Consider the following 22954-nt stretch of genomic DNA (forward strand, 5'->3'; position numbering starts at 1 on the left):
CCTTATGACTGGAGAGCAAAATCTTGGGAATAGAGCTACGCAGTTTCGTATTTCTCGACAGCCTGCAACCTCAACATGCAGCATATATGGGAACAGTAGCTCAAGGCTTCTTACCATTACCAGGGGATACATCACTGTGGATTGAAATCTCTCCTGGTATCGAAATTAATAAGATTACGGATGTAGCCCTGAAAGCTGCCTCTGTCCGTCCCGGAGTACAGGTAGTTGAACGACTGTACGGACTATTAGAAGTTCATTCTAGCTCCCAAGGCGAAACGCGAGCTGCTGGCCAAGCAATTTTGGAGTTACTGGGAGTCCGAAGAGAGGAATGTCTGAAACCGCGTGTTGTTTCTAGCCAGATTATCCGCAACATCGATGCTTACCAAACACAACTTATTAATCGCACCCGCCGGGGACAGCTACTACTAGCAGGGCAAACGCTGTATGTATTAGAAGTGGAACCTGCTGCTTACGCCGCACTCGCCGCGAATGAAGCTGAGAAAGCGGCGGCGATTAATATTCTTGAAGTTCAAGCTGTAGGTAGCTTTGGACGGCTTTACTTAGGTGGAAAAGAACAAGATATTCTCGCAGGTGCGGCGGGAGCGTTAACGGCGATTGAAAATGTAGCTGGTCGGGTAAATCCTCTGGGTGGGCGTCAGGAGTAAAGGAGAGAAAATGGCAAATCGAGAGCATCTAGCTTTACTGAAAGCAGGTGCAGTTACATGGATTGAGTGGAGAAAGAAAAATCCCCAGATTGAACCAGACCTCAGCGCCGCAAACCTGCAAGGGTATAACCTCAGAGGCGCAAACCTCCAGGGGGTAAACTTGAGCAAGGTGGATTTGGGTAATGCTTTACTTGTGCGAGCAAACCTTAGTGGTGCTGACCTCAGTAGTGCCAACCTCCACAAAGCCTTCCTCGTTGAAGCTAACCTGAGTGATGCTAACTTGAGTGTTGCTAACTTGAGTGGTGCTATACTTACGCAGGCAGATTTGAGTCATGCCAATTTGATTGGAGCTGACTTGAGTGAGGCGAATCTTAGAGGTGCTGCGATCGCTCATGCTAATCTAATTGGAACTGACTTAAGAGGCGCTAATTTGAGAGATGTCGATTTAGGTGCAGCGAAGCTAATACGGACTAATCTCTCTTTTGCCAACCTCACCGAAGCTAACTTGATTGCGGCTGACCTCAGCGAGGCAAATTTATACGAGGCGGAAATGTTGGGGGCTTATCTTTATAAAACTGATTTATACAAAGCTAATCTGAACAAGGCTCATCTCACTGGTGCTTATCTGCTGCGGGCTAACCTAAGTGAAGCTGATTTGAGTCAAGCTGATTTGAGTTGGACTAATCTTAGAAGCGCGAATTTGGCAGGAGCGAATCTCAGAGGAGCTAACCTTAGAGGAGCTGACATTAGGTTAGCTAACCTCAGCGGCGTAAATCTTCAGGAGGCAATTATGCCTGACGCTTCAAGGCACAATTAGTTTACAAGAAAAAGTAAACGAACCTCAGAGACGCAGAGAACACAGAGAGGAGAAATAGAGAGGATTTTTGCGTTATTTTTGGGATATTTTTTTATTTGGAAGTTCCTTAACTTGACACCAATGGCATCTTTCTTGCCCGCCCTGGTTATTTAATCTACCCCAATATCATGCAATTTCTCATCTGCGCTTGCCATGATTGTGCATAAAAACTGCCTTGAGCTAACAATTCCGTATGAGTCCCCGATTCAATTACCCGACCATTTGTAACGACGTGAATAATATCAGCCTGCATAGCAGTGGTAAAGCGATGGGTAATTATAATTGCTGTTCGTCCCTCTGCTAGCTTGCGAAATCGGGCTAACCAGTCAGCTTCAGCCCAAGAGTCCATCGCGCTGGTGGGTTCATCTAGAATAATAATCGGAGCTTGGCGTAAAAATGCCCGTGCAAGTGCTACACGCTGCCATTCTCCCCCACTGAGTTCTGCTCCCCCAAACCATTTGCCGAGTAAGGTATCGTAGCCGAATGGTAATCGTTGAATGGGAATATCTGCACCTGCACCCTGTGCTGCGGTTTCAATCTCTATACTAGTAGGTTGAAAGGCCAAAGCACTTAAAGCAATATTGTTAGCAGCAGTATCGTGATAGTGAATAGGGAATTGAAATAGAACGGTTATTAAACGATGCAGTTCTGGTAATGAGAAGTCACGCAAATCGATTCCATCCAAGGTAATTCGACCGAATTCAGGATCATAAAAACGACACAACAGCTTGACAAGGGTGCTTTTTCCACCTCCATTTTCACCGACGATCGCTACTATTTGTCCAGCCGGTATAAAAAGGGTAAATTGATTTAAAGCGAGTTGCTGACTATCAGGATAGCGAAAGGTAACTTGTTCAAAACTTATTCCTTTTTGCAGGACTGAGGGAGGAGTAATGGAAACGGCGGGATTAGTAACTTGCGGTTGCAGTGATAGAAATTCAAATAAGTCTTTGAGAAATAGCAGATTTTGATAAGTATTATTGATATTTGTTAAAAGAGTTTGCAACAGACCTTGGCTAATCCAGAGGGCTTGAAATAATAGAGCTAAATCGCCTAAAGTGAGCTTTCCTTTAGCCATTTGCCAAACCATCCAGCTTAAAGCTATGCCAACCATGAATAAAGAAATGAAACTGGCAATCAATTGAGCGAAAGTACGCTGACGCATTAATTGCATTCGTTCCTGACGTAGGCGTTCACGGATAGCTTCGTAAGATGTTTTAAAATGCATTCCTAATTCAAATAAGCGTAATTCGGCGGCGGAATCGCGGGACGTTAGCAGGGTACTGTAGTAATCGGCGTATCGTTGGGCAGAAGTATTTTGCAGTCGCCACTGATTTTCTATTTTATTGAATTTAAGGACGAGATAGAAAGGGGGAAGGGTACTCAGAAGGAGTCCTAGAGGCAGCCAAATTCCAAAGGAAAATAGAACAATTCCCATTGAAAGGAGTGTAAGAATACTTCTGATGAATTCTCCCAGATTTTCTAGTAAAGAAATGGGGCGATTTCTAGCTTCTAAATGAGCGCGATGTAGGCGATCATAATAATTGGAACTATCGAAAAAACCTAAGTCTAGAGAAATGGCTTTTTCATGGATCAGGGAACTGATATAATCTTCAGTCAATTCGCCTTGGATGGTACGTACCCAGTTGTTGAGGTTGCCCAATATGCCCATTAATAGCAGCAGTGCGACAAGTAGGGCAATTATAGTTAAAGAAGCCCAAAAGTGCGTTGAGTGGATACCTGTGCCCAAGACGGCAACAAAGCTATCGATCGCTGTTTTGAAAAGATATACTTGTGCTACGGGTAAGATTCCCAGTAGTACGATCAGAACTGCCCAGGTAAGTGTCCAGTATCCGGCGGCTGTCCATACCAGTTTTAGGGTTTGTGGTATGTAAACAAGTTGCGGTAAGAGTTTGCGGAGTTTAGAAGCGAATTTAATCAAGATTACATTCATTGAGTAGAGTAAATTAGAAGAATTATATAGAGTATGTCTATACAAGCAGCATCACAATTTATTCAAGCGGTGAGACAAAATGAGAATCTGAAAAATCAAATTCAGATATTAGGATATCCGGTGAGTGGAGAAGAATTGGTGCAAATTGGTAGAGATGCAGGATTTGATTATACTGAAGCGGAGTTGCAAACAGCTTTTAAACACGATTGGATAATGCGATCGCTCCGTTACGGATTGATGGAAACAGAGGTAAAGTTATAATAATAGCAGTGTATAAATAAATAATAATTTTAATTTTGTCACTGCATGGAAACTACAAGAGTTATGGATGAAGCCATTTGTTAAATGATAGAGGAACAATGGCATGAGTGCGATCGCTAATCGGTAATTCTCATGCGATCGCACTGTCGCCAGATAAAAACTGAAACCTTGAATACTGATCTCTTGTAGGCTAACATTGCTTACTCCACTTATGAGTTAAACCCTATCTGCTATAATATCAATCAAAGGAAACGCCTGACACCACGCACCAATTGATTTAAAAGCTGCATCTGTTAAATTACGAAGTAAATTAAACTGACCTGGTGGTGTATGATTTCCATACACACGTTCCAGATTTTCTCTCCAATACTTAATAGTGGGAATTGAATAAAATCGACGATTTTTTAATGACTGAATGCGCCAACCTTCATTTGTTAAATATCTTACCAGTTCCGAAGTTGAGCACAATATCATTGAATCATTAAAAGTTGTTCTTTCTCCAAGGAAATTATCCGACACACAATTTACAGAGAGGATCAACCTTGGAGCATTTTGTCGGAAGCGATGTAAAAGCATAGCTTTGTCATAGATATGAGATAAAACTTCTAACGATAGAATTACATCATATTCGCCTGGAATTTCATCTTTTTCTAAGTCTTGTTGCCACACATTTAAACCAATACTTTGACAATATTCTGCCTGTAGTTTACTAATTGTAATTCCTTGGACTAAGCAATTATGTTCCTCGATTAGCATTCTAGCTGGCCCTCCCCAGCCACATCCTGCATCTAGAACTTTAGAACCAGGAGAAATATAGGGATAAAAATTTCTTACTGTTTGGCGTAAACCTGTTGACAAATCTTCTTGACCTATAAAGTAACCATTATGATAGTGTAATTCTTCACCAATAATTTGTTTCCACTGTTCAACAGATTCATCTGAATATAATTTATCAATATTGCACTTCATATTGCTTTTGATTTTACTAGATTTAATTTTCTGCGACTGGTAACCATTTATGTTGGAACCAGAGGTAAGCTTTAGCTTCTAGTTGGTAAGATGGTTTATTTACAATTTTAATATGGCTAACTTTGCGTTCAAAAATACTAAATTCTCGTTCAGGAATACTAAGACACGGTTCGGGTAAACACATTTGTCGTTGCATTGACGGAACCGCACGCACATAAGCATCAGTGGCTACAAAATTGTGTGGAATCCCGATTTCTCTTGCTACTAAACCCGCATAACTATCTTCCTGTTGTTCTTGCTCAGAACTTAGGGTAAACGCCTGAAAGTCAAACGGCTTCCCCCTAGCAGCCAGAATATTTTGTGCTACCGTCGCAATGCTGGTTGAGTCCATCCCCCCACTCAAATGAGTCGAGAGTTTGTCAGTCCTGACGCGATCGCTTATTGCTTGCTCAAACAGGTGGTAAAAATGCTCGACATACTCTTCTGGACGCTGGTAACGAATTAATGGCAGACAACGCTGTAGTTGCCAGTACCTCTGTACTCGCACTCTCACCCGGAAGCTGTCTGTATTCGCTATCCGAACTAAGCTGAGTCCGCCAATAAAGAAGCTAAGTCCATCAGAGGGAGTTAGCTGGTTTTCCAAGTCAGCATCACAAACAAGCTCCTGGTAAAGTTGTTCTGCTATAAATCGCAACTGGGGTGGAACTTTGAATTTTTGGGACACTGCCTCTGGTAGTGGTAGGCTTAAGTGATTACAAGCTAGAAGCAGAGCCAACAAAAATCCTCGCTTATTGCCCAAACGCTCAACTGGCTCAAGGATTTGCTCCCAATTCAGCTGCGGATAAGCGCGAATTAGTTCTGCAAGGTCGCAGACTCGTTTGAGCGATCGCCAATCTTCCTTACTTCCGTGAATATAAGCAACTAACAGCGCATCCTCTGGTTGTAGGGTAGCAACTGTTTGACCTGCGATCCATAGGGGCTGTAAACGCTGCCAAAAAGGCGTGGAATCCAGTGGGAAACAAGAATCTTTTGTCACCATCTCATAGTGCAAATCAATTCCTACTTTGCCATCATCCCGAATTAGTTGAGCTTGATAGGAGTCAACTTCATGTTCGGGAAAATATTTGTGCCGATATCCTTGACGAATCAATAACTCTTTAGCTCTCAGATAGTCATCTTTGCGAACTAAGATATCTAAGTCGCTGAATTCTCGTAGTACCAGATTGCCGTAGGCTAATGTCGCCAGGGTGGGGCCTTTAAAGGGAATGGCGCTGATATTATCAGTGCCAAGTAGGTCGAGAATTTGGCAGAGTTGTTTGGTAAGAAATAGGTTACGAGCCGTTTTTATTTGAGAATAGGCATGTAGTTGATCGGAGATATTTTGAGGTATTAGTTCTGGGTGAGTTTTCTGAAGGCTTTCGTACAAGAGGAGGAGAACTCCGTGTTGATAGGCTTTTTGCAGAAGATAATCCCAATCGAGGTCTGTTTGCAGTAGCTTGTGAATTTGGGAAGCTGTGGACGTGTCAATGTCGATGCGGGTACAGCACAGCAGTAAATTGATTTCGGGGCGCAGATTTGCAATTGGGCTGACAGTTTTATATTTGATACGCTCTTGTGGGAGTAATTGTAAGGTCATTGGTAGAAGACATGATGGTTGAGTTGAAAATTGAGCAATCTAAATGTCGGGTCGTGTTGCACGTCTTACGGTAGAACTTGCTCTAACGCACCCTTTTTAAATTAGCGGCCTCTTTTTGGTCAGGTTTTAGCACAGACCGAAATTTAAAGCAACGAAATGTAGCTATTAAGTTCGGTATTGAGGCGGTCAAGTGGGGTGTAATGCTGCTTCACATCTTGGTAATCTCCCACCACAAATCCCTGATATTCTACCCAAGCATGAGCAAGAAACTGTCCTTGCTCCAGTCGCACTCCAATCTGTAATTGGGCCGCAATCCCCTGACAGCGTAGCAAATACCACAGCACTAGGGATTTTTTCAGGCAATTCGTCCACAATTTACTATATCGAGCAGCACTCTGAACCATCTGGGCTGTAGCCCTAATTAGAGGAACTTGTACTTTTGACGGTTCAGATGACGTAGATTCAGTCCACAGCATCAAAGCTGCTTGCGTGCGTTGGAGTCCACACAGCCGCAACAATAGAGCGACCAAAGGCAGTAGAACTAGGGCTTGCAGGAAGAGTGAGCGTTCTTTATTTGAAAGCTTGATCCAAATTCGCCCTTTCTCAATTAGCGATTTTAAACCACCCATTTTTCTATTTAATTACGCTTATGTCGCCTACTATACTGTAGGTTCGCTGATTTTGAGATGTGAAAAGGAATTAATACCTTGAGGGGAAAGGAATAGGACGATTTTTCAACCTAATCCCATTACTAACATCATTTCCCCGTAGTGTAGAGAACTGTAGAGAATAGCGATCGCAAGCAAGCTGAATTTTGGTGTGGGTATAGAACGAGGAAAGGGTGGAAATAAGTTCTGAGCAAATTGATGAGTGGCTTTTATAGGGAGGTTTTCACCGTTTTAAAAGGGGTTCTTTGCCAGCCCTACCCATTTACCGAAGAAAGGCAGAGGGCAGGAGACAGGAAGAAAATATATTTTTTGCCATCTACAACAGGGTTTAATTTGAATTTAGCACCATACTTTTTGGAGTATCCCTTGCCAGAATAAGCTTTAGTACTTAAAGGAAGCATATAAAATTTATGTAAAGCTTAACTCTTATTAAGCTCAAAAACGCTCTGGATAATCTATCAATTTAACTTATGTATTTTAAAATACATTTCTTTAATAGAAAAGTATTTTTTTTGCCAACAAAAAATAATATTGAAATCTAACTTAACGAGAATACCGTATTAAGCTGAAAAATCTTGTAACCTTTACTCAAAAAAACAGTATGTTTCAAAAAATACTTAATGAAATGTTTATAAATTTTAATTAAGTATTAAAAATTACAAATTTTATATTTTGAAGATTTGGTAAAGAAGTTGATGTAACCTTGTGCTTCATGATAATTAAATAATTATCAGGTGAGTTTAAAAGGAAACAATATGGGGAAAATAATTAAAATAAATGAATTATGACTCAATTACTTAGCATTTGCATAATCAACTAGCCAAATCAATAATTAATATTTCCTAAGTACTATTTGTATTAGTGAGGTTAACAAAGGCATCTGTATTTAAACTTAGAGTTTTAAGTAATCCAAATTGAACTTATCTAGCAGTTCTTTGACTGAGGCCGAACTTAGGCATTAGCTAGAAATTCAGGAAAGATAATATGGCAGTTATTTACGGTAGTACAGCTCCTGATACCAGAAATGGGACTTCGGGAGATGACACGATATATGGTTGGGCTAATGGTGGTAATGCTAATAGTTCGTCTGGTAACGACACCCTGAATGGTGCGGCTGGTAATGATAATCTGTTTGGCGGGACGGGAAACGACAGTTTAATCGGTGGCCTTGGCAATGACACACTTGATGGCGGCTTGGGTACCGACAGCTTAAATGGGGGAGTAGGCGACGACACTTACATCATTGACAGTGCTGCTGATACCATTATAGAGGCTGCTAATTCAGGCACAGATACCGTCCGGTCTTCTGTCACCTACACACTGGGTATCAATCTAGAGAACCTGACGTTGACCGGAACTAGCGGCATCAACGGCATAGGTAACAATCTTAATAACTTCGTCTTTGGTAATAGGGCTAACAACACTCTGAATAGCGGAGGAGGCAATGACACCCTAGATGGTAATTTCGGCAATGATACCCTCAATGGTGGTGACGGCAATGATAGTCTACAGGGTGGGCCCGGCAATGACATACTGAATGGGGGGTCTGGAAACGATATCCTCATCGGTGTTTATCCTGGTAGTCCACTCCCACCTGGATTAGGGGAGACTGATATCTTAACTGGCGGGGTTGGGCTAGATAGATTTGTCCTTGGGGACGCTAGAAATGTCTACTACGACGATAAAAACACTACGAATGCTGGTTTTGGGGACTTGGCTACTATTACTGACTTCAACCCTAATGAAGATCAAATAGAACTCAAAGGCTCTCAAAAAGACTACCGCCTGCAATCTGTTGGAGCCAACACACAAATATTCTTAGACAAACCTGGAACAGAGCCAGATGAGATTATAGGCATTGTCCAAGGGAGAGTGAACCTTAGACTTGATAGTAACGACTTCCTTTTCTATGAGCGGGAAAATGCTGGACAAGCTACAAATAATACACTAGCTAGCGCTGAAGGATTGGGTTCTTTATCATCAGGCTCAGATGTTAATCTCTCAGGTGAGTTAGTAACAGTTCAACCGAGGGACAATCCCGATTTCGACTTTTTTACATTTTCTCTAGCAAATCCCAAAATTGTCACCATCAGTACGGTGACAACCGATGATACAGTTATCGGACTGTTTAACAATGCTGGGACTTTACTGCAAAGTGACGACGATAGTGGCCCCGATTTTGGGTCATTAATCACCGCTTCACTAGGTGCTGGAACGTACTCCATTTCAGTGAGTAAATATGCTTTCTTCCCTCAAAATGGCGGAACTTTCTCTGGCTCTAGTGACAGCAACTCTGTTCCTTATACGCTAAAAGTTAGTTTGACATAAGAACGTTATCAACTTCAGGGAGTAGTGACATTAGAAGGTTGATTGAAGGATACTTTTGCTGCTGGGTACAGGGAGACAACAACGTGTTCCCCCTTACCCAACAAGAAACTATTTATAAGCTAGTACCTATTGCTCATTTCACCTCCTAATGTCTAAAATTTTTCCCTAATCAAGAAGATTTAGCAACAAAATCATCTGACTATTTTACGAAGGAAATAATGAATAACACTAAATCATCCAACCAAGTTCAATGCAGACTTATCGGTAGGTTCGCTCTAAAAAGCTGCTTTTTCGCTGCCAAAACACTGTTATTTACAATAGTTCTATTAAATCATGGCACTACTGAAGTAAATGCTGCACCTCAAGCCCTGCGTCCTGATATTAAGATTCGCAACATTATCAATACGTTATCGGTTTCTCCTTCTGTTCGGATTGCAAAAGATCCACGAAATAATACCCTCTATTACCTCAAACAAAATGGTGAGATTTATCAAGTCAATTTAGCGGCTTCTACTAGTACACTTGTCTACAACTCTAGTAATCATAGTCTAGCTGAGACTGAAGGTATGGCCATTGGTTCTAACGGTACAATTTATTTGGTTGGCAATGCAGACGTTGGGAATAGCCAGACGAAAGCTATTATTGTTAAAGGTGTAATTAATTCGAGTACAGGACAACGTATCTGGTCTATCTTAGCTAAGAGTGCAGCCTATCCCAAAAGCAAAACAGCCTATGACCATCGCTTCAACGGCGTGGTTGTTAGCCCGGATGGTAACTTTATCTATGTGAATAGCGGTTCTCGTACTGATCATGGTGAGGTTCAGTCTGCTGATGGTCTATATCCCAATACTCGCGAAGTAGGATTAACCGCCTGTATACTGCGTCTTCCTACTAATGGCAAAAATCTCTTTCTGGCAAATAATCGAGCCGCCTTAAAAACAGCTGGCTATATTTTTGCAGAAGGAACACGTAATACTTTCGATATGGCTTTTGCACCCAATGGGGATTTATTTGGCACAGAAAATGGCCCCGATCGCGACATGTCAGAAGAATTAAATTGGCTACGTCTAGGTGGTAATTACGGCTTTCCTTGGCGTATTGGTGGGACAGATAATCCCCAACAATTCCCCAATTATAATCCTGCTACTGACCGTTTGTTAAACCCCATATTTGGCGCAGTCACAAAAGGCTACTATCGTAACGATCCAACCTTTCCTGTTCGGCCTACTGGAAACTTAATTGAACCAATTCCTAATTTTGGGCCGGACGCAGACAATTTCCGTGATCCTCTAGATGGCAAAGTAAAAGACGCCAGTGTTCTGGGGCAAAGTTTGAGCAGTTTTACATCACACCGTTCTCCTTTGGGCTTAGTTTTTGATATACAAGGAGTAATGAGTCCAGAATTTAAGAGAGATGGATTCATGTTGAGTTGGACGATAGGCGACCCTACTGGCGATACAGTACCAGGCCCTTTTAAAGATGCCGGTCAAGACCTACTGCATTTAAAGTTAACTAAAGTAGGAACTACCAACTATAAACTTAACGCCACGCGCATTGTCCAAGGTTTTAGTAATCCCATTGATGATGAGATTATCGGCAATAAGATTTATGTTTTGGAATATGGTGGAAATCAAGGAATTTGGGAAATCTCTATGCCCACTAAGTAAACGATCTGCAAACTTTAAAGTAGTACTTTAAAACTAACTTGCCATATCGTGGTGATGATTCGTCTCTATCAATTAGATGATTTAGAAGATACCGTTCAGCTGTGGTATCGAACTTGGCATGAAACATTTTCTCATATTAAACATCCACAGCCATATTCCTTATGGAAAGCTCGATTTCGTGATGACCTTGCTGCACGCGGGGATGTTTGGCTGGCTGAAGTTGAAAATCAGATTGTCGGTTTTGTTGTAGTCATCAAACAGGAACAATGGTTAAGCCAGCTGTTTGTAGATGCGACTTACCAAAATCAGGGTATTGGTTCAGCATTACTTGATAAATCTAAAGCAATTTGTCCCCAAGGTTTAGAGCTTCACACATTACAAGCGAATATCCGAGCTTGTGCTTTTTACGAACGACACGGTTTCAAAGTGGGCAAACTGTCAACAAACAAAATCAACGGTCAACCGAATGTGGAATATTACTGGATACCTGAGTGCGATCGCTTTGACTAAATGCGTCATTTCATCCAGATACTTTGGTCGGCGATAGAACGCACCTCGATCCGTACAGGCAGGATTTTGTCCTGGTAGAAACGTAGCAAGGGGAGAAATGTAACCGACAGGATGAGTGCTTTTGTGAGTTATTTTTTGCAACTCAGTTAAGTGATCTGAGTTAAATTTTATTACCCAACCTAGAAACTAATAGTACTTTGTCAAGCTAGTAATAAAGGGTTTGTAGTAAGCACTTTAGTGCTTAAAAAATAAGGACTGAAGTTCCTACTACAAACTTGCTTAAGTACCTGCTATGTTGGGTACTGATGTCCAATGATGGGATGAGGTTGGTAAGGCTCTTCTAGGAATTTGCGCTCTTCATCAGAAAGTTTCAAATCCACAGCCTCAACTGCTTCTTTAAAATGCTCTATCTTGGTTGCACCAACAATTGGGGCTGTAAGTCCTGGTTGATGCAATAGCCAAGCTAGGGCAATTTGTGCTGGTTTCACACCGCGTTTTTGGGCTAACTCAGCGACGCGAGCAACTATTTGGAAATCTGAATCTTGATACTGGCGGTTCCCCTCTAAATCTTCGGCTTTTGACCGTACTGTTTGACCACCTTCTTTACTGCGATTTCCCGCCAGGAAGCCTCGTGCTAGGGGGCTCCAGGGAATAATCCCAATCCCTTGGTCTAGAGATAGAGGTATAATCTCACGTTCTTCTTCGCGGTAAAGCAAGTTGTAGTGGTTTTGAATGGACACAAAGCGAGTCCAACCGTGTATGTCAGCCGTATAAAGAGCTTTAGCAAACTGCCAAGCATAAACACTAGAGATTCCTAAATAACGCACTTTACCTGATTTAACTACATCATGAAGTGCTTCTAGGGTTTCCTCAATTGGCGTTTCGTAATCCCAACGGTGAATCTGGTACAAATCGACGTAATCTGTTTGTAGCCGCCGCAAGGAAGCATCTATGCCATCAAAAATATGTTTGCGAGATAGTCCTCTGTCATTAGGGCCTTCACCAACTTTACTGAAAACTTTAGTAGCAATTACTACTTGATCTCTTTTAGCAAAGTCTTTGAGTGCTTGTCCTAAAATTTCTTCACTGATGCCTTGTGAATAAACATCAGCAGTGTCAAAGAAGTTAATTCCCAACTCTAAAGCCAGTTTGATAAAGGGGCGGCTTTCTTCTTCTTCTAATGCCCATTCTCGTAGTTTACGAGAGCCAAAGGTCATAGTACCAAGGGCAATACGTGATACTTTTAATCCACTTTTGCCGAGATTTACGTATGTCATAAGTTTTTAGGGATTGGACATGGGGCATTGAGCATTGGGTATGGGGCATGCATGGGGCATTAGTTTTTTCTCTCCCTGCTCCCCTGTTCCCTTGCTTCTTCCCTAGTAACCAGATATTGCTATGAACGACTGGTGGAGGCGGATGGGTACTGATGTCCTAAGATGGGATGAGGTGTGTAAGGTTCTTCAAGGAATTTGCGTTCTTCATCGGAAAGCTTCAAATCCACAGCTTCCACTGCTTCTTTGAGATGCTCTATCTTACTAGCACCAACAATTGGAGCCGTCACACCCGGTTGATGCAACAACCAAGCTAGGGCGATTTGTGTTGGTTTAACACCGCGTTTTTGGGCTAATTCTACGACGCGATCGACTATTTGGAAATCCGAATCTTGATAGTAGAGATTGTGAGCAAATTCATCGGTTTTAGCCCGTAGTGTCTCGCCATAGCTTTCCTTGCTGCGATTCCCTGCCAGAAAGCCCCGCGCTAAGGGACTCCAAGGAATAATCCCAATTCCTTGATCTAGAGATAAGGGTATCACCTCTCTCTCTTCTTCTCGATAAACCAAATTGTAATGGTTTTGAATAGATACAAAGCGAGTCCAGCCGTGTTTGTCTGCGGTGTAAAGAGCTTTGGCGAACTGCCATGCGTAAACACTTGAGATTCCCAAGTAACGAACTTTACCTGATTTGACTACATCATGCAGCGCCTCTAGGGTTTCCTCAATTGGTGTCTCGTAGTCCCAACGGTGAATTTGGTACAAATCGACGTAATCTGTTTGTAGCCGCCGTAATGAGGCATCAATGCTGTCAAAAATATGTTTGCGAGATAGTCCACGGTCATTGGGGCCATCACCGATTTTACTAAAGACTTTGGTAGCAATGACGACCTGATCTCTTTTTGCAAAATCCTTAAGCGCACGTCCCAAAATTTCTTCGCTTGCACCTAAAGAGTAAACATCGGCGGTGTCAAAAAAGTTTATCCCCAATTCCAAAGCTAGTTGAATAAACGGGCGACTCTCTTCTTCTTCCAACACCCATTCTCGCAATTTACGAGAACCATAAGTCATAGTACCCAGAGCCAGGCGTGATACTTTCAGTCCACTTTTTCCGAGATTTACGTATGTCGTCATAGTGTTTGCTCTACTTTTTGATAACGTTGTGAAAGTTTTAATGCAAGTTGACAAGCTCGATGTGCTTCATTAATGTGTCCTAGCTGGCTGTAGGTATTAGCTAATTCCCTGTGAATCACGGGAATATTACCACGGGCAGCATTGTGCTTTTCTAAGACATTCAAGGCTTTGTGATACTGCCGATCGCACAACCCGGATCAGCTTCAATTGCTTTGAGAATAACTTGGGCATCGTTACCAACGCCCAATAACTCATCGACAAAGCGATCAATGGCATCTACCGTTGCTGATGAATCACTAGTAATTTCCAGTCCAGATAAATCTTTTACCATTGGTTTCCCAGAGCATTGCACTGCGACAAGCATTACTTTGCAAAAGCTAGGCTATAAACTACTGTAACTCAATCGTGTTATCGTAGTTAACAATGATTACATTAAGAATTTCGTACAAAATATACTGTTATGGCGATCGCCTTCGGTGGGAAATAGGCGATCGCATGCCATAACTTGAGGCTTACTCCCCAACACTAGCTCTTAAGGGGCTGTTCTTGTTAGGTCTGTATTCCAAGAAGCAGTATAAATACCGAAAATCGGTTCACACTGTGACTCTTGTACCGTCAAATTTGGTGAAGGTGAAGCCATTAAATATTTCGTTGTAACCCAGTCTCTCATCCCTGAGTAGACTAATAGCAACCTCTTCTCCCAAAGCTAGAGCAGCTGAACCATCCGAACGCCAATGGATACCGCCGTGACCGCGACCAATGGCATAGTTAGTTGCCAGTTTATTCAACTCTCCACCCACAGTTAGTGGTGGTCCACTGTAAGGAATTACTTTTGTGGGGTCATTGGGGTCAGGCACTACTGGATTGAGGATAACAAAGTTTTCATCAAAGAATGCTTTCAACAGTGTGACATTGACGCCAGCAGTAGCAGCCGCACCACCTGAATAGGAGGAATGGGTTGGCGCTGCTTCGGGATATGCTTGGGGCAATAGATAGGTGCCGAAGGTGCTAAAGGTTTGAGCCAAAGCATTAGAATTAAAGACCTCAGAATTAAGCGGATAGTGAGTTTTATTGACAATGTTGTTGTAGACTAGCCCACCATAGGCTTCCGGGCGCAGAGTGCGGTGTACATAATACTTCTGCCAGTATGAGGCTCTAATCACACGCGAGCTAGCCAAGTTAAGCAAGGCTTGGAAATGTCCCAGTGCAAACGTTGCATTAGCACCAATTTGGGTCTTCGATCTGACGTAGGGATTGCCTGGATTCAAAGGTGTACCATTGCTATTAAGAATCAAGGAGGCTCCCAGGTATGTAGGACCGCCAACATGGGCATACTCACCTAAATCCCGAACCGTGACTATGTAACGGTTTTTGGGGTCATATTTAATGGACTTCCCTGAACTACCTCCATTCTGAATAGTCAACCATTCCGGGAAATTGAGGAGAAAGTCATTACCAGGAAGAGCAGTAATAATCAATGGCGAAACAGACTGAGTTCCCCAAGGAATAGTTTGCAACAAAAATTGTGAGATGTAAGGCCCATCTAGTACCCCTGGCGGAGTCACATATTTTGTACTTGAACCGGAACCGACGTAGTTGACGCTACCACGAAATAGAGTTTGAGGGGTGACACGGCCATTTTGTTTTGGCCCTCGAAACGCCGAAAGCTTGTTGAGGTCTTCGACGGCTGCCAAGACTTTTGGGTTGTCAGTATTGTTTTGGAACTTAGAAAGAGGTACATCTCGGAGTAAAGCTTGCCAGTAGAGTTCAACTGCTTCAGCAGCGCGGTCTGCACTAGCTAGAGCTGGTGGTGGCGGCACAGCTATTTGCGCTGCATTGATTCCTTCTAGGCTAATTGCCAGGGGTCCTTGAGGATTGACCAGCTTTCTGCCGCCACCCAAGATAATATTTTCATAATCATTCGGGTTTTGCGTTGTCAGTGCTTTGGTTAAAGAGTTGTAAGCTTGCAGGTTGACTTCGCCTCGCCCGTTATGCGGTAGTCCCCTACTGTCAGAGCCGATTTTGTTGGGATAACGCTCCTCATCGCCGTTGGTTGGATGCGGCGGAATGGGAATACTCCGTTCAAGTCTGGCTGCTTCAACACGTACTCGATAAGCTTTATTAACAAAGCTGTTGTAGTCGAAGGATCGATTATAGCGCCTGTTGATATCTTGGGCTTGTACAATATCTTCTCCCTTTTTTGAGGAGAAAGGTGAACCTAAAACGCCTGCAACAACGCTAGCGGCACTAAATAAACCAGCGCGACCGAGAAATGAGCGTCTACTGGCGTGACTACCAAAAAAATGTTTGCTAGCTACATAAGGTTGTTTCAGTTTATCTATTTCGTTATTAGCCTGAGCATCTTGCTCGAAGCCTTGATCAGAATTAGGATCTGCTTGCATGAGATGTTCTCCACTGGCAAAAAATAATCCAAAAATTTAGTCATGAGTGAGTACATGAGCAGCTAAAAGCTAGAATAACTTTGCGTCACATACGAGACACCCACCTCCAGAGAAACAGGGTAATCTCACCGGATTTGGGATGAAATTTGTGGAAGGTAACTTGCACAGGAGGTGATTCTCCTGAAAGTCATGTAGGTATTTAGTGCTGATATGATGCCTTGATTACATGGCTGTTAGACTTCTGTAGTTGTAATCAGTCTGATAGCATCTTGCCGGGGTTAAAGCACAGCTAAAACCACCGCTTACTTCCACTCAAGCTATAAAATACGGTAAATTTATCGATTTACCGTATTTTATAGCTGTTAAATCAGACTTTCTCACAACTGGTGATGAAAATCAAGAGGTTTTTACAATAAACTTAGCAAGATTGTGAAAGCCCTGGAGAAATTACGGCAGTGCAAGATGGGGAGTGGGGGGAGAAATTTTTATGCCCTGGTTGTGGGCGAAGCGTCCGTGAGAGTCTAGCTTGAAAAGACCTTGTTTTTTGCTGCTAGCTGTGTGATACTTTCGTTAAATTTAGAAAATAACATAAATATCTTACAAAAGGCAAAAAATGATGAGATTCAAGAGATTTAGAACGTGGGGTTTCTTGATTGGATTAGCACTATTGACGTTTGTATTTGTAGCTTGTGCTTCTGGTAATAAAACTGCTTCACAAGCACCAGAAAAAGTAACAATTGCCTATCAACCTGGAATTAATTACGCTAATCTACTTATCATCAAGCAGCAGCAAATTTTAGAAAAACAATTTCCCAAGACACAATTTGAATGGAAAGAATTATCGAATGGTGGAGCTATTAGGGATGGAATTATCGCTAATCAAATACAAGTTGGTGCAGGTGGCCCTGGGTCGTTTCTCGTAGGTTGGGATAAAGGTGTGGGCTGGAAAATATTAGCTTCACTTAACTATAGTGAGTTTTGGCTAATCACGAAAAACCCCAATATCAAAAGTCTCAAAGATTTCAAGCCAGGAATGAAAATTGGTTTACCATCTCTAGATGGGGTACAGGCAATTGTACTGCGGAAGGTGGCACAAAAAGACTTAGGAAATCCCACAGCACTTGATCAAAACCTGCAAGTGATTGCTCACCCTCTAGGGTTGCAGTCTCTGTTAACCGGTCAAATTGATGCACATTTTACAACGCCACCTTTTCAATTTCAGGAAGTTGAAAAAGGTGGTAGGGTAATTATTAAAAGCTCTGATATTTTTGGTAAGACTAGCATAGCAAGTGTATTTACAACTGAAAAATTCTACAATCAATATCCTGAGTTTGGTAAAGCTTTGTATACCACAATTGTAGATGCTACTAAACTCGTGAATGAAAAACCTGATGAAGCGGCCAAAATTCTCTCAGAAATAGATGGTGGAAAAGTCTCACAGGAGCAATATAAAAAGTGGCTCACGAATAAGGCTGTGGCATACGGAATTGAGCCAAGAGCCTTCCTCAAATGTGGAGCATTTATGCATGAAATCGGTATGTTAAACAAACAGCCCAAATCAATTGATGAATTGATTTTACCACCGCTTAAAGGTGCTGGGGGAGATTAAATATACTGGCGATCGCAGGTGTCAAGTCGTCGTCAAAGTACATTCCTAAGCTGCTGCTAAATCAAGTTCAGAAGATGGAGGAGAGAAAGCGGGAGCATCCCAATTTTGCACAAATAAATGCCAAAGGACTAAAGTCGCGCGCCACATGCTACCCTGCGGGTTCCGCTTTAGCGGTACAAGTCGGGAAACCGCAAGGGCGCAGTGGCTTGGCTACACGAACAAAGCCTGGCTACCCTTCTCCTGACGGAGACGCTGCGCGTAGCTTGCTTCCCCGTAGGGGTACGGGAACGCCAAGGGCGAACGCAGGCTATTTATGATGTATTCGCGAAGGCGGACTTTGTTTGTGTAGCCCCAGACTTCCAGTCTGAAGGACATTTTGCACTTAGCTTATCGTTTGTGTCGTTATAAGATTTTTATTTGAGAAAATCTAAATACAACAGCTATGTTTGGTTGAATTCAATATCATAAAGAAAAATAAAGACCTTGTTTTTTGCTTCTGGCTGTGTGATACTTGCGTTTAAATTCTAAAATATCGTATTTCTATCAAGTTACCGTATTTTAAAAAATATCAAGATTTATTGTTGAGTAACTCTTTTGAAATTACTTAGACATGTTAACTAGAGAGGAAAAGCATAAACATGATGAGATTTAAGCGATTGAGACCGTGGGGTTTCTTGATTGGATTGGCATTATTGACGTTTATATTTGTCGCTTGTGCTTCTGGTAATAAAACTGCTTCACAAGCACCAGAAAAAGTAACAATTGCCTACCAACCTGGAATTAATTACGCTAATTTACTGATTGTTAAGCAACAGCAAATTTTAGAAAAGCAATTTACCGAGACAAAATTTGAATGGAAAGAATTAGCTAATGGTGCAGCAATTCGAGATGGAGTTATTGCAAATCAAATACAAGTCGGTGCAGGTGGCCCAGGGCCATTTCTTGTAGGCTGGGATAAAGGTGTCGGTTGGAAAATTTTAGTTTCACTTAATCATAGTGAGTTTTGGTTAGTTACAAAAAATCCTAATATTAAAAGCCTGAAGGACTTTAGACCAGGAATTAAAATTGGTTTGCCTTCACCCGATTCTCTCCAAGCAATTGTATTACGTCGTGCAGCACAAAAAGAATTACGAAATGCTACTGCTCTTGACCAAAATGTCCAATCAATTTCTCACCAATTAGGCTTACAATCTCTGTTAAATGGTCAAATTGATGCACATTTTACAACACCACCTTTTCAATTTCAAGAAGTGGAAAAAGGTGGTAGAGTAATTCTTAAAAGTTCTGATATTTTTGGTAAGATTAGTGCTGCAAGTGTGTTTACGACAGAGAAATTTTACAATCAATATCCTGAGTTTGGTAAAGCTTTGTACACAGCGATCGCTGATGCAACCAAACTTGTGAATGAAAAACCTGATGAAGCTGCAAAAGTCCTCTCTCAAATAGATGGTGGTAAAGTCTCAGCAGAACAATATAAAAAATGGCTGACTGATAAAGCAGTAGAATACGGACTTGAGCCTAGAGCCTTCTTAAAGTATGGAAAATTTATGCATGAAATAGGTATGCTAGACAAGCAGCCTAAATCAATTGATGAATTAATTTTACCAACGCTCAAAGGCGCTGGGGGAGATTAAATTTATGCCAGATTTAGAACCATTAATCCTTGCAAAAAACGTACAAATCACCTACAGCGAAGGTAAGAATAAATTTCTGGCTGTAGAAAATGTTAGCTTTGCTGTCAAACCAGGAGAAAAGTTTGTAATTATTGGGCCATCGGGTTGTGGAAAGAGTACGCTGTTAAAGGCGATCGCTGGTTTTCAGTCTATCAGTAGCGGAGAATTACTGATGGCAGGTAAACGCATCTCTGTTCCCAGCCCAGATCGGATCGTTGTCTTTCAGGATTTTGAACAACTTCTACCTTGGCAGACTGTGGTGGAAAACGTTGTTTATGCCCTTGAGACTACAGGTAAAGCTGCTGGGAAAGCTGCCATTGCTGAAGCTGTAAGATATCTCGACTTAGTGGGAGTCTCAGCAGCTGTCAATAAGTATCCCCATCAGTTATCAGGCGGGATGAAACAACGGGTAGCGATCGCCCGCGCTTTAGCTGTAAAACCTCAAGTTCTCCTAATGGATGAGCCTTTTGGCGCTTTGGATGCGCTGACACGGACTCAGCTGCAATACGAACTCAATACTATTTGGCAGAATACAGGGTTGACAATCATTTTAATCACCCATTCCATACAAGAAGCTGTTTACCTGGGACATCGAGTTTTAGTGATGACACCAGTACCTGGAACTGTCAAAGAAATTGTAGATACCGCAGAGATTAATGAGATCAACACTAATAAGTTTGTCGAAGTTGCTGCCTATTTAGAAAGTTTACTCGGCAATGATTCCCGTCGTGAGGCTTTTCGAGTATGAGATTTGTGACTCGAACAACAGCAAATTCCGATAAATTTGAGAAGTTATATGCTTCACTCCAAGCCAGTAGTACTTTCAGGCGCGGAGTGATTTTTTGTGGTCTATTGATTTTTTGGCAATTGTATGTATCAGTTTCCCAAGTTCCCGCCTTACTAATTCCTGGCCCAATAGCAGTCCTAGAAGTACTGTGGCAAGATTTATTGAGTCAAAAACTGCTGCAAGCAACACTCAGCACTTTGTCCGTGTTATGTACTGGTATGGTCTTGGGTGTGATTGTGGGTACGACTTTAGCAGCTTTCGCCAAAGTTTCTCGTTTTGGTCAAGATTTGCTAATTGTGCTGAGTTCGATGCTGAATCCCTTACCTGCGATCGCTATTTTACCCCTAGTGATAATTTGGTTTGGGTTCACTTCTGTTTCGATTATCGTAGTTACTGCCCATGCTACAACTTGGCCGATTGCCCTAAATACAGAAATGGGACTCAGTACCATCAACCCAACGGTTCTGATGGTGGGGAAAAACCTGGGTCTAGATGGTTTTAGACTGATTCGAGAAATTATGCTCCCTGCTGCATTGCCTCACATCTTAACAGGCTTGAGAACTGCTTGGGCTTTTGGTTGGCGCACCGTGATTGCATCTGAGTTAGTGTTTGGTTCAGGGGGTGCTACTAGCGGTTTGGGATGGCAGATTAATAACAGTCGCTACTTCCTGCAAACCGATCGCGTATTTGCCGGATTAGTGGTGATTGCAATTTTGGGTTTAGCTGTCGATTATATTTTTCGATTAATTGAAATCAGAACAGTGCAAAAATGGGGTATGAAACGTAGTTAAACAGTTAACTCATCCCCCGGCTTGAAGCCGGGGGATTTCGAGTCATTAGTCATTAGTACCAATAACCAATGACAGTACAGACGCGATTAATCGCGTCTCTAATGACTAAATCGGCGGGCGGCTATTCCTCCCACCCCTTGAAGGGATGGGATTTCCGCCGATTTTCGTTGACTGTGGAAGTAAGCCCAACTCTGCGTAAATTGGATGCACTATCTTTCTTATTTGGGGCAGTTGTCTACTAAAAAAATATGCTCCTAAAATGCAACAAATACCGCCAAATAATAAAGCATTAGTAACACCTAGATGACCTGCTAATGCTCCGAAAAATAAATTGCCAAAAGGTAGGATTCCTAAGAAACCAGTTGTAAATATACTAGTTACTCTACCTCTTTTATCTTCCTCAAGAAGAATTGATTGCATAAAGTTATTAATTGAAGCCAAAGTTAGACTATTATTCATGCCGATGATAAACATGAATACTAGACAAATCTCTAAACTGGTTGAGCGAGAAAAAACTATTAAACCTAAACCTAAAATTGCGGCAGAACTTGCTATAATCTTTCCCAATCCTATAACATTTTTTCTAGAGATCAGATAAATACCTGAAACTATAGAACCAAGAGCCGAAGCTGTCATCAAAAAACCCATAGTTTCAGCGTTACCCTTCAAAACTTCTTGGGCAAAAATGGGGACTAAATTGACGTGAGTCATTCCCATAAAACAGATAACCATTTGCAAGAATAATAAATATTTAATTGGCAAAAATTCGTATGCGTAAACAAACCCTTCTTTAAGGTTTTTCCAAATTTCTGATTTTTGAGTAGATAAATTATTTATAACTGGGTTGATTTTGACAGTTAAGATTGCAGATACAAATGGTAGATAACTAATACTATCTACTAAAAAACAGGAAGCTGCACCAGATCGAGCAATCAGTAAACCCGCAATCATCGGACTAACAAACTTCGCTGTATTAATCAAGAATGAATGGGAACCCATCGCACTATAAGTATCTGATTTCTTATCCAAAAGTCTGGGAATAATTACCTGACGGGCTGGTAAATCGAAAGCTTTTACCGTTCCCTGAAGTGTGCCAATGGCAATAATCCATGCAACATTGATGTTACCACTAAGAGTTAGAAAAGTTAGGGTAGAAGATAGCACAATAGATACTAGCTGAGTAGTTAATAGGACATATCGTAAATTCCAGCGATCTAGCAATACTCCTACCAAAGGTGTAATAATCAAACCCGTAGCTTGATTTGTAAATCCAGCCACACCCACTAATACAGCCGAATTAGTTAATTGATAAACTAACCATACCAAAGCAATTTGAGTCATCCAAGACCCAAAAAAAGATAAGCTTTCTCCGATAACGAAACAAGAGAAATTCAACGATTTAAGCGCAGACGGAAGTTCAAAAGAAACAAACTTTAGTTTGTCTTTTTGGAAGTTTTCTCTATTACTTGGTAGCATGAGCGTTTCCCTGTTTTGTCAAAATAGACTTCACTTGAAAATATGAACTAGTGGTTCGTAGTGAGCGATTTATCGCTCAATTTCAAGGGCTAGAGCCGCTTACTACGAGCTTTTGTAACGTCTCAACATTCCTGAAAGAGTGTTAGCAATACTTAATGTTAGTAAAGCATAAATTTTGTATACTTACTATTATCTCAAAAAAATCGCGGCAGTATGACTAGAGTACGTACTCTACCATGTCTAGCCGAATACCCACAATTCTTGCAAATCAACCCAAAACCCCTACCGCCAAGCA

Annotated in this window: 20 protein-coding genes; 10 read left to right on the plus strand and 10 right to left on the minus strand. The window is 41.7% G+C overall.

The window, feature by feature from the left end; translation table 11 throughout:
* Positions 1 to 23 precede the first annotated feature (23 nt).
* Both V7L05_RS05110 and V7L05_RS05115 read left to right on the plus strand, forming a co-directional pair.
* On the plus strand, positions 24 to 665 hold the full coding sequence (locus V7L05_RS05110) for a hypothetical protein (protein WP_334780948.1): 642 nt from the start codon (positions 24 to 26) through the stop codon (positions 663 to 665).
* A 10-nt stretch (positions 666 to 675) separates the two neighbouring features.
* Complete coding sequence (locus V7L05_RS05115) at positions 676 to 1482, plus strand: pentapeptide repeat-containing protein (protein WP_335162401.1); 807 nt, start codon at positions 676 to 678, stop codon at positions 1480 to 1482.
* Positions 1483 to 1636: 154 nt separating this feature from the next.
* Here V7L05_RS05115 and V7L05_RS05120 read toward each other — a convergent pair whose 3' ends face one another.
* On the minus strand, positions 1637 to 3463 hold the full coding sequence (locus tag V7L05_RS05120; protein WP_335162403.1) for an ABC transporter ATP-binding protein: 1827 nt from the start codon (positions 3461 to 3463) through the stop codon (positions 1637 to 1639).
* Between the two features lie 45 nt (positions 3464 to 3508).
* Between V7L05_RS05120 and V7L05_RS05125 the strand changes: the two genes are divergently transcribed.
* The gene (locus V7L05_RS05125; protein ID WP_335162406.1) at positions 3509 to 3736 is read left to right on the plus strand and encodes a Nif11-like leader peptide family natural product precursor; all 228 of its coding nucleotides are present in this window, start codon (positions 3509 to 3511) and stop codon (positions 3734 to 3736) included.
* A gap of 216 nt (positions 3737 to 3952) precedes the next feature.
* On the opposite strand, the gene V7L05_RS05130 is transcribed toward V7L05_RS05125, so the two are convergent.
* The 3 genes from V7L05_RS05130 to V7L05_RS05140 form a co-directional block, all read right to left on the minus strand.
* On the minus strand, positions 3953 to 4705 hold the full coding sequence (locus V7L05_RS05130; RefSeq protein ID WP_335162408.1) for a class I SAM-dependent methyltransferase: 753 nt from the start codon (positions 4703 to 4705) through the stop codon (positions 3953 to 3955).
* Between the two features lie 22 nt (positions 4706 to 4727).
* Positions 4728 to 6341: a nucleotidyltransferase family protein gene (locus V7L05_RS05135; RefSeq protein WP_335162410.1), complete on the minus strand. Its 1614-nt coding sequence runs from the start codon at positions 6339 to 6341 to the stop codon at positions 4728 to 4730.
* A 143-nt stretch (positions 6342 to 6484) separates the two neighbouring features.
* A complete protein-coding gene (locus tag V7L05_RS05140) occupies positions 6485 to 6970 on the minus strand; it encodes a lasso peptide biosynthesis B2 protein (RefSeq protein ID WP_335162412.1) in 486 nt (161 codons plus the stop codon).
* A 1023-nt stretch (positions 6971 to 7993) separates the two neighbouring features.
* On the opposite strand from V7L05_RS05140, the gene V7L05_RS05145 reads away from it, so the two are divergent.
* The 3 genes from V7L05_RS05145 (at position 7994) to V7L05_RS05155 (ending at position 11514) form a co-directional block, all read left to right on the plus strand.
* Positions 7994 to 9337, plus strand: a complete 1344-nt coding sequence (locus tag V7L05_RS05145; protein ID WP_335162414.1) for a DVUA0089 family protein — start codon at positions 7994 to 7996, stop codon at positions 9335 to 9337.
* Positions 9338 to 9555: 218 nt separating this feature from the next.
* Positions 9556 to 11004 carry a PQQ-dependent sugar dehydrogenase gene (locus tag V7L05_RS05150; protein ID WP_335162416.1) on the plus strand — a complete coding sequence of 483 codons (1449 nt, stop codon included), beginning with the start codon at positions 9556 to 9558 and terminating at the stop codon, positions 11002 to 11004.
* Positions 11005 to 11058: 54 nt separating this feature from the next.
* Entirely contained in the window at positions 11059 to 11514 is a 456-nt protein-coding gene (locus tag V7L05_RS05155) for a GNAT family N-acetyltransferase (RefSeq protein WP_335162418.1), read from the plus strand.
* 290 nt (positions 11515 to 11804) lie between these two features.
* Here the strand turns inward: V7L05_RS05155 and V7L05_RS05160 are convergent, their stop codons facing one another.
* From V7L05_RS05160 to V7L05_RS05180, 5 genes are all read right to left on the minus strand, one after another.
* Positions 11805 to 12791, minus strand: a complete 987-nt coding sequence (locus V7L05_RS05160; RefSeq protein ID WP_335162420.1) for an aldo/keto reductase — start codon at positions 12789 to 12791, stop codon at positions 11805 to 11807.
* 119 nt (positions 12792 to 12910) lie between these two features.
* On the minus strand, positions 12911 to 13921 hold the full coding sequence (locus tag V7L05_RS05165) for an aldo/keto reductase (RefSeq protein ID WP_335162422.1): 1011 nt from the start codon (positions 13919 to 13921) through the stop codon (positions 12911 to 12913).
* Complete coding sequence (locus V7L05_RS05170) at positions 13918 to 14085, minus strand: hypothetical protein (protein WP_335162424.1); 168 nt, start codon at positions 14083 to 14085, stop codon at positions 13918 to 13920. Before V7L05_RS05170 ends, V7L05_RS05165 begins: the two co-directional genes overlap by 4 nt.
* Positions 14082 to 14252 (minus strand): hypothetical protein, encoded by a 171-nt coding sequence (locus V7L05_RS05175; RefSeq protein ID WP_335162426.1) that lies wholly within the window; start codon positions 14250 to 14252, stop codon positions 14082 to 14084. The genes V7L05_RS05170 and V7L05_RS05175 overlap by 4 nt, the downstream gene beginning before the upstream one ends.
* Positions 14253 to 14514: 262 nt before the next feature.
* A complete protein-coding gene (locus tag V7L05_RS05180) occupies positions 14515 to 16323 on the minus strand; it encodes a vanadium-dependent haloperoxidase (RefSeq protein WP_335162428.1) in 1809 nt (602 codons plus the stop codon).
* A 613-nt stretch (positions 16324 to 16936) separates the two neighbouring features.
* Here V7L05_RS05180 and V7L05_RS05185 point away from each other — a divergent pair.
* The 4 genes from V7L05_RS05185 to V7L05_RS05200 all read left to right on the plus strand — a co-directional run bounded on the left by V7L05_RS05185 (position 16937) and on the right by V7L05_RS05200 (position 21183).
* Positions 16937 to 17932 (plus strand): ABC transporter substrate-binding protein, encoded by a 996-nt coding sequence (locus tag V7L05_RS05185; protein ID WP_335162430.1) that lies wholly within the window; start codon positions 16937 to 16939, stop codon positions 17930 to 17932.
* A gap of 638 nt (positions 17933 to 18570) precedes the next feature.
* A complete protein-coding gene (locus V7L05_RS05190; RefSeq protein ID WP_335162432.1) occupies positions 18571 to 19566 on the plus strand; it encodes an ABC transporter substrate-binding protein in 996 nt (331 codons plus the stop codon).
* Between the two features lie 4 nt (positions 19567 to 19570).
* Positions 19571 to 20353: an ABC transporter ATP-binding protein gene (locus tag V7L05_RS05195; RefSeq protein WP_335162434.1), complete on the plus strand. Its 783-nt coding sequence runs from the start codon at positions 19571 to 19573 to the stop codon at positions 20351 to 20353.
* A 5-nt stretch (positions 20354 to 20358) separates the two neighbouring features.
* Positions 20359 to 21183, plus strand: a complete 825-nt coding sequence (locus V7L05_RS05200; RefSeq protein ID WP_335162435.1) for an ABC transporter permease — start codon at positions 20359 to 20361, stop codon at positions 21181 to 21183.
* Positions 21184 to 21288: 105 nt separating this feature from the next.
* Here the strand turns inward: V7L05_RS05200 and V7L05_RS05205 are convergent, their stop codons facing one another.
* On the minus strand, positions 21289 to 22659 hold the full coding sequence (locus V7L05_RS05205) for an MFS transporter (RefSeq protein ID WP_335162438.1): 1371 nt from the start codon (positions 22657 to 22659) through the stop codon (positions 21289 to 21291).
* Between the last annotated feature and the right edge of the window lie 295 nt (positions 22660 to 22954).

It is taken from the genome of Nostoc sp. (genome assembly GCF_036917755.1).
Lineage (GTDB): Bacteria > Cyanobacteriota > Cyanobacteriia > Cyanobacteriales > Nostocaceae > Nostoc.

What these genes read in the sequence shown, in the direction of transcription:
- V7L05_RS05115 (WP_335162401.1), top strand. Translation starts at nt 676, where the DNA reads ATGGCAAATCGAGAGCATCTAGCTTTACTGAAAGCAGGTGCAGTTACA.
- V7L05_RS05125 (WP_335162406.1), top strand. Translation starts at nt 3,509, where the DNA reads ATGTCTATACAAGCAGCATCACAATTTATTCAAGCGGTGAGACAAAAT.
- V7L05_RS05130 (WP_335162408.1), bottom strand. Translation starts at nt 4,705, where the DNA reads ATGAAGTGCAATATTGATAAATTATATTCAGATGAATCTGTTGAACAG.
- V7L05_RS05135 (WP_335162410.1), bottom strand. Translation starts at nt 6,341, where the DNA reads ATGACCTTACAATTACTCCCACAAGAGCGTATCAAATATAAAACTGTC.
- V7L05_RS05140 (WP_335162412.1), bottom strand. Translation starts at nt 6,970, where the DNA reads ATGGGTGGTTTAAAATCGCTAATTGAGAAAGGGCGAATTTGGATCAAG.
- V7L05_RS05145 (WP_335162414.1), top strand. Translation starts at nt 7,994, where the DNA reads ATGGCAGTTATTTACGGTAGTACAGCTCCTGATACCAGAAATGGGACT.
- V7L05_RS05150 (WP_335162416.1), top strand. Translation starts at nt 9,556, where the DNA reads ATGAATAACACTAAATCATCCAACCAAGTTCAATGCAGACTTATCGGT.
- V7L05_RS05155 (WP_335162418.1), top strand. Translation starts at nt 11,059, where the DNA reads ATGATTCGTCTCTATCAATTAGATGATTTAGAAGATACCGTTCAGCTG.
- V7L05_RS05160 (WP_335162420.1), bottom strand. Translation starts at nt 12,791, where the DNA reads ATGACATACGTAAATCTCGGCAAAAGTGGATTAAAAGTATCACGTATT.
- V7L05_RS05165 (WP_335162422.1), bottom strand. Translation starts at nt 13,921, where the DNA reads ATGACGACATACGTAAATCTCGGAAAAAGTGGACTGAAAGTATCACGC.
- V7L05_RS05175 (WP_335162426.1), bottom strand. Translation starts at nt 14,252, where the DNA reads ATGGTAAAAGATTTATCTGGACTGGAAATTACTAGTGATTCATCAGCA.
- V7L05_RS05180 (WP_335162428.1), bottom strand. Translation starts at nt 16,323, where the DNA reads ATGCAAGCAGATCCTAATTCTGATCAAGGCTTCGAGCAAGATGCTCAG.
- V7L05_RS05185 (WP_335162430.1), top strand. Translation starts at nt 16,937, where the DNA reads ATGATGAGATTCAAGAGATTTAGAACGTGGGGTTTCTTGATTGGATTA.
- V7L05_RS05190 (WP_335162432.1), top strand. Translation starts at nt 18,571, where the DNA reads ATGATGAGATTTAAGCGATTGAGACCGTGGGGTTTCTTGATTGGATTG.
- V7L05_RS05195 (WP_335162434.1), top strand. Translation starts at nt 19,571, where the DNA reads ATGCCAGATTTAGAACCATTAATCCTTGCAAAAAACGTACAAATCACC.
- V7L05_RS05205 (WP_335162438.1), bottom strand. Translation starts at nt 22,659, where the DNA reads ATGCTACCAAGTAATAGAGAAAACTTCCAAAAAGACAAACTAAAGTTT.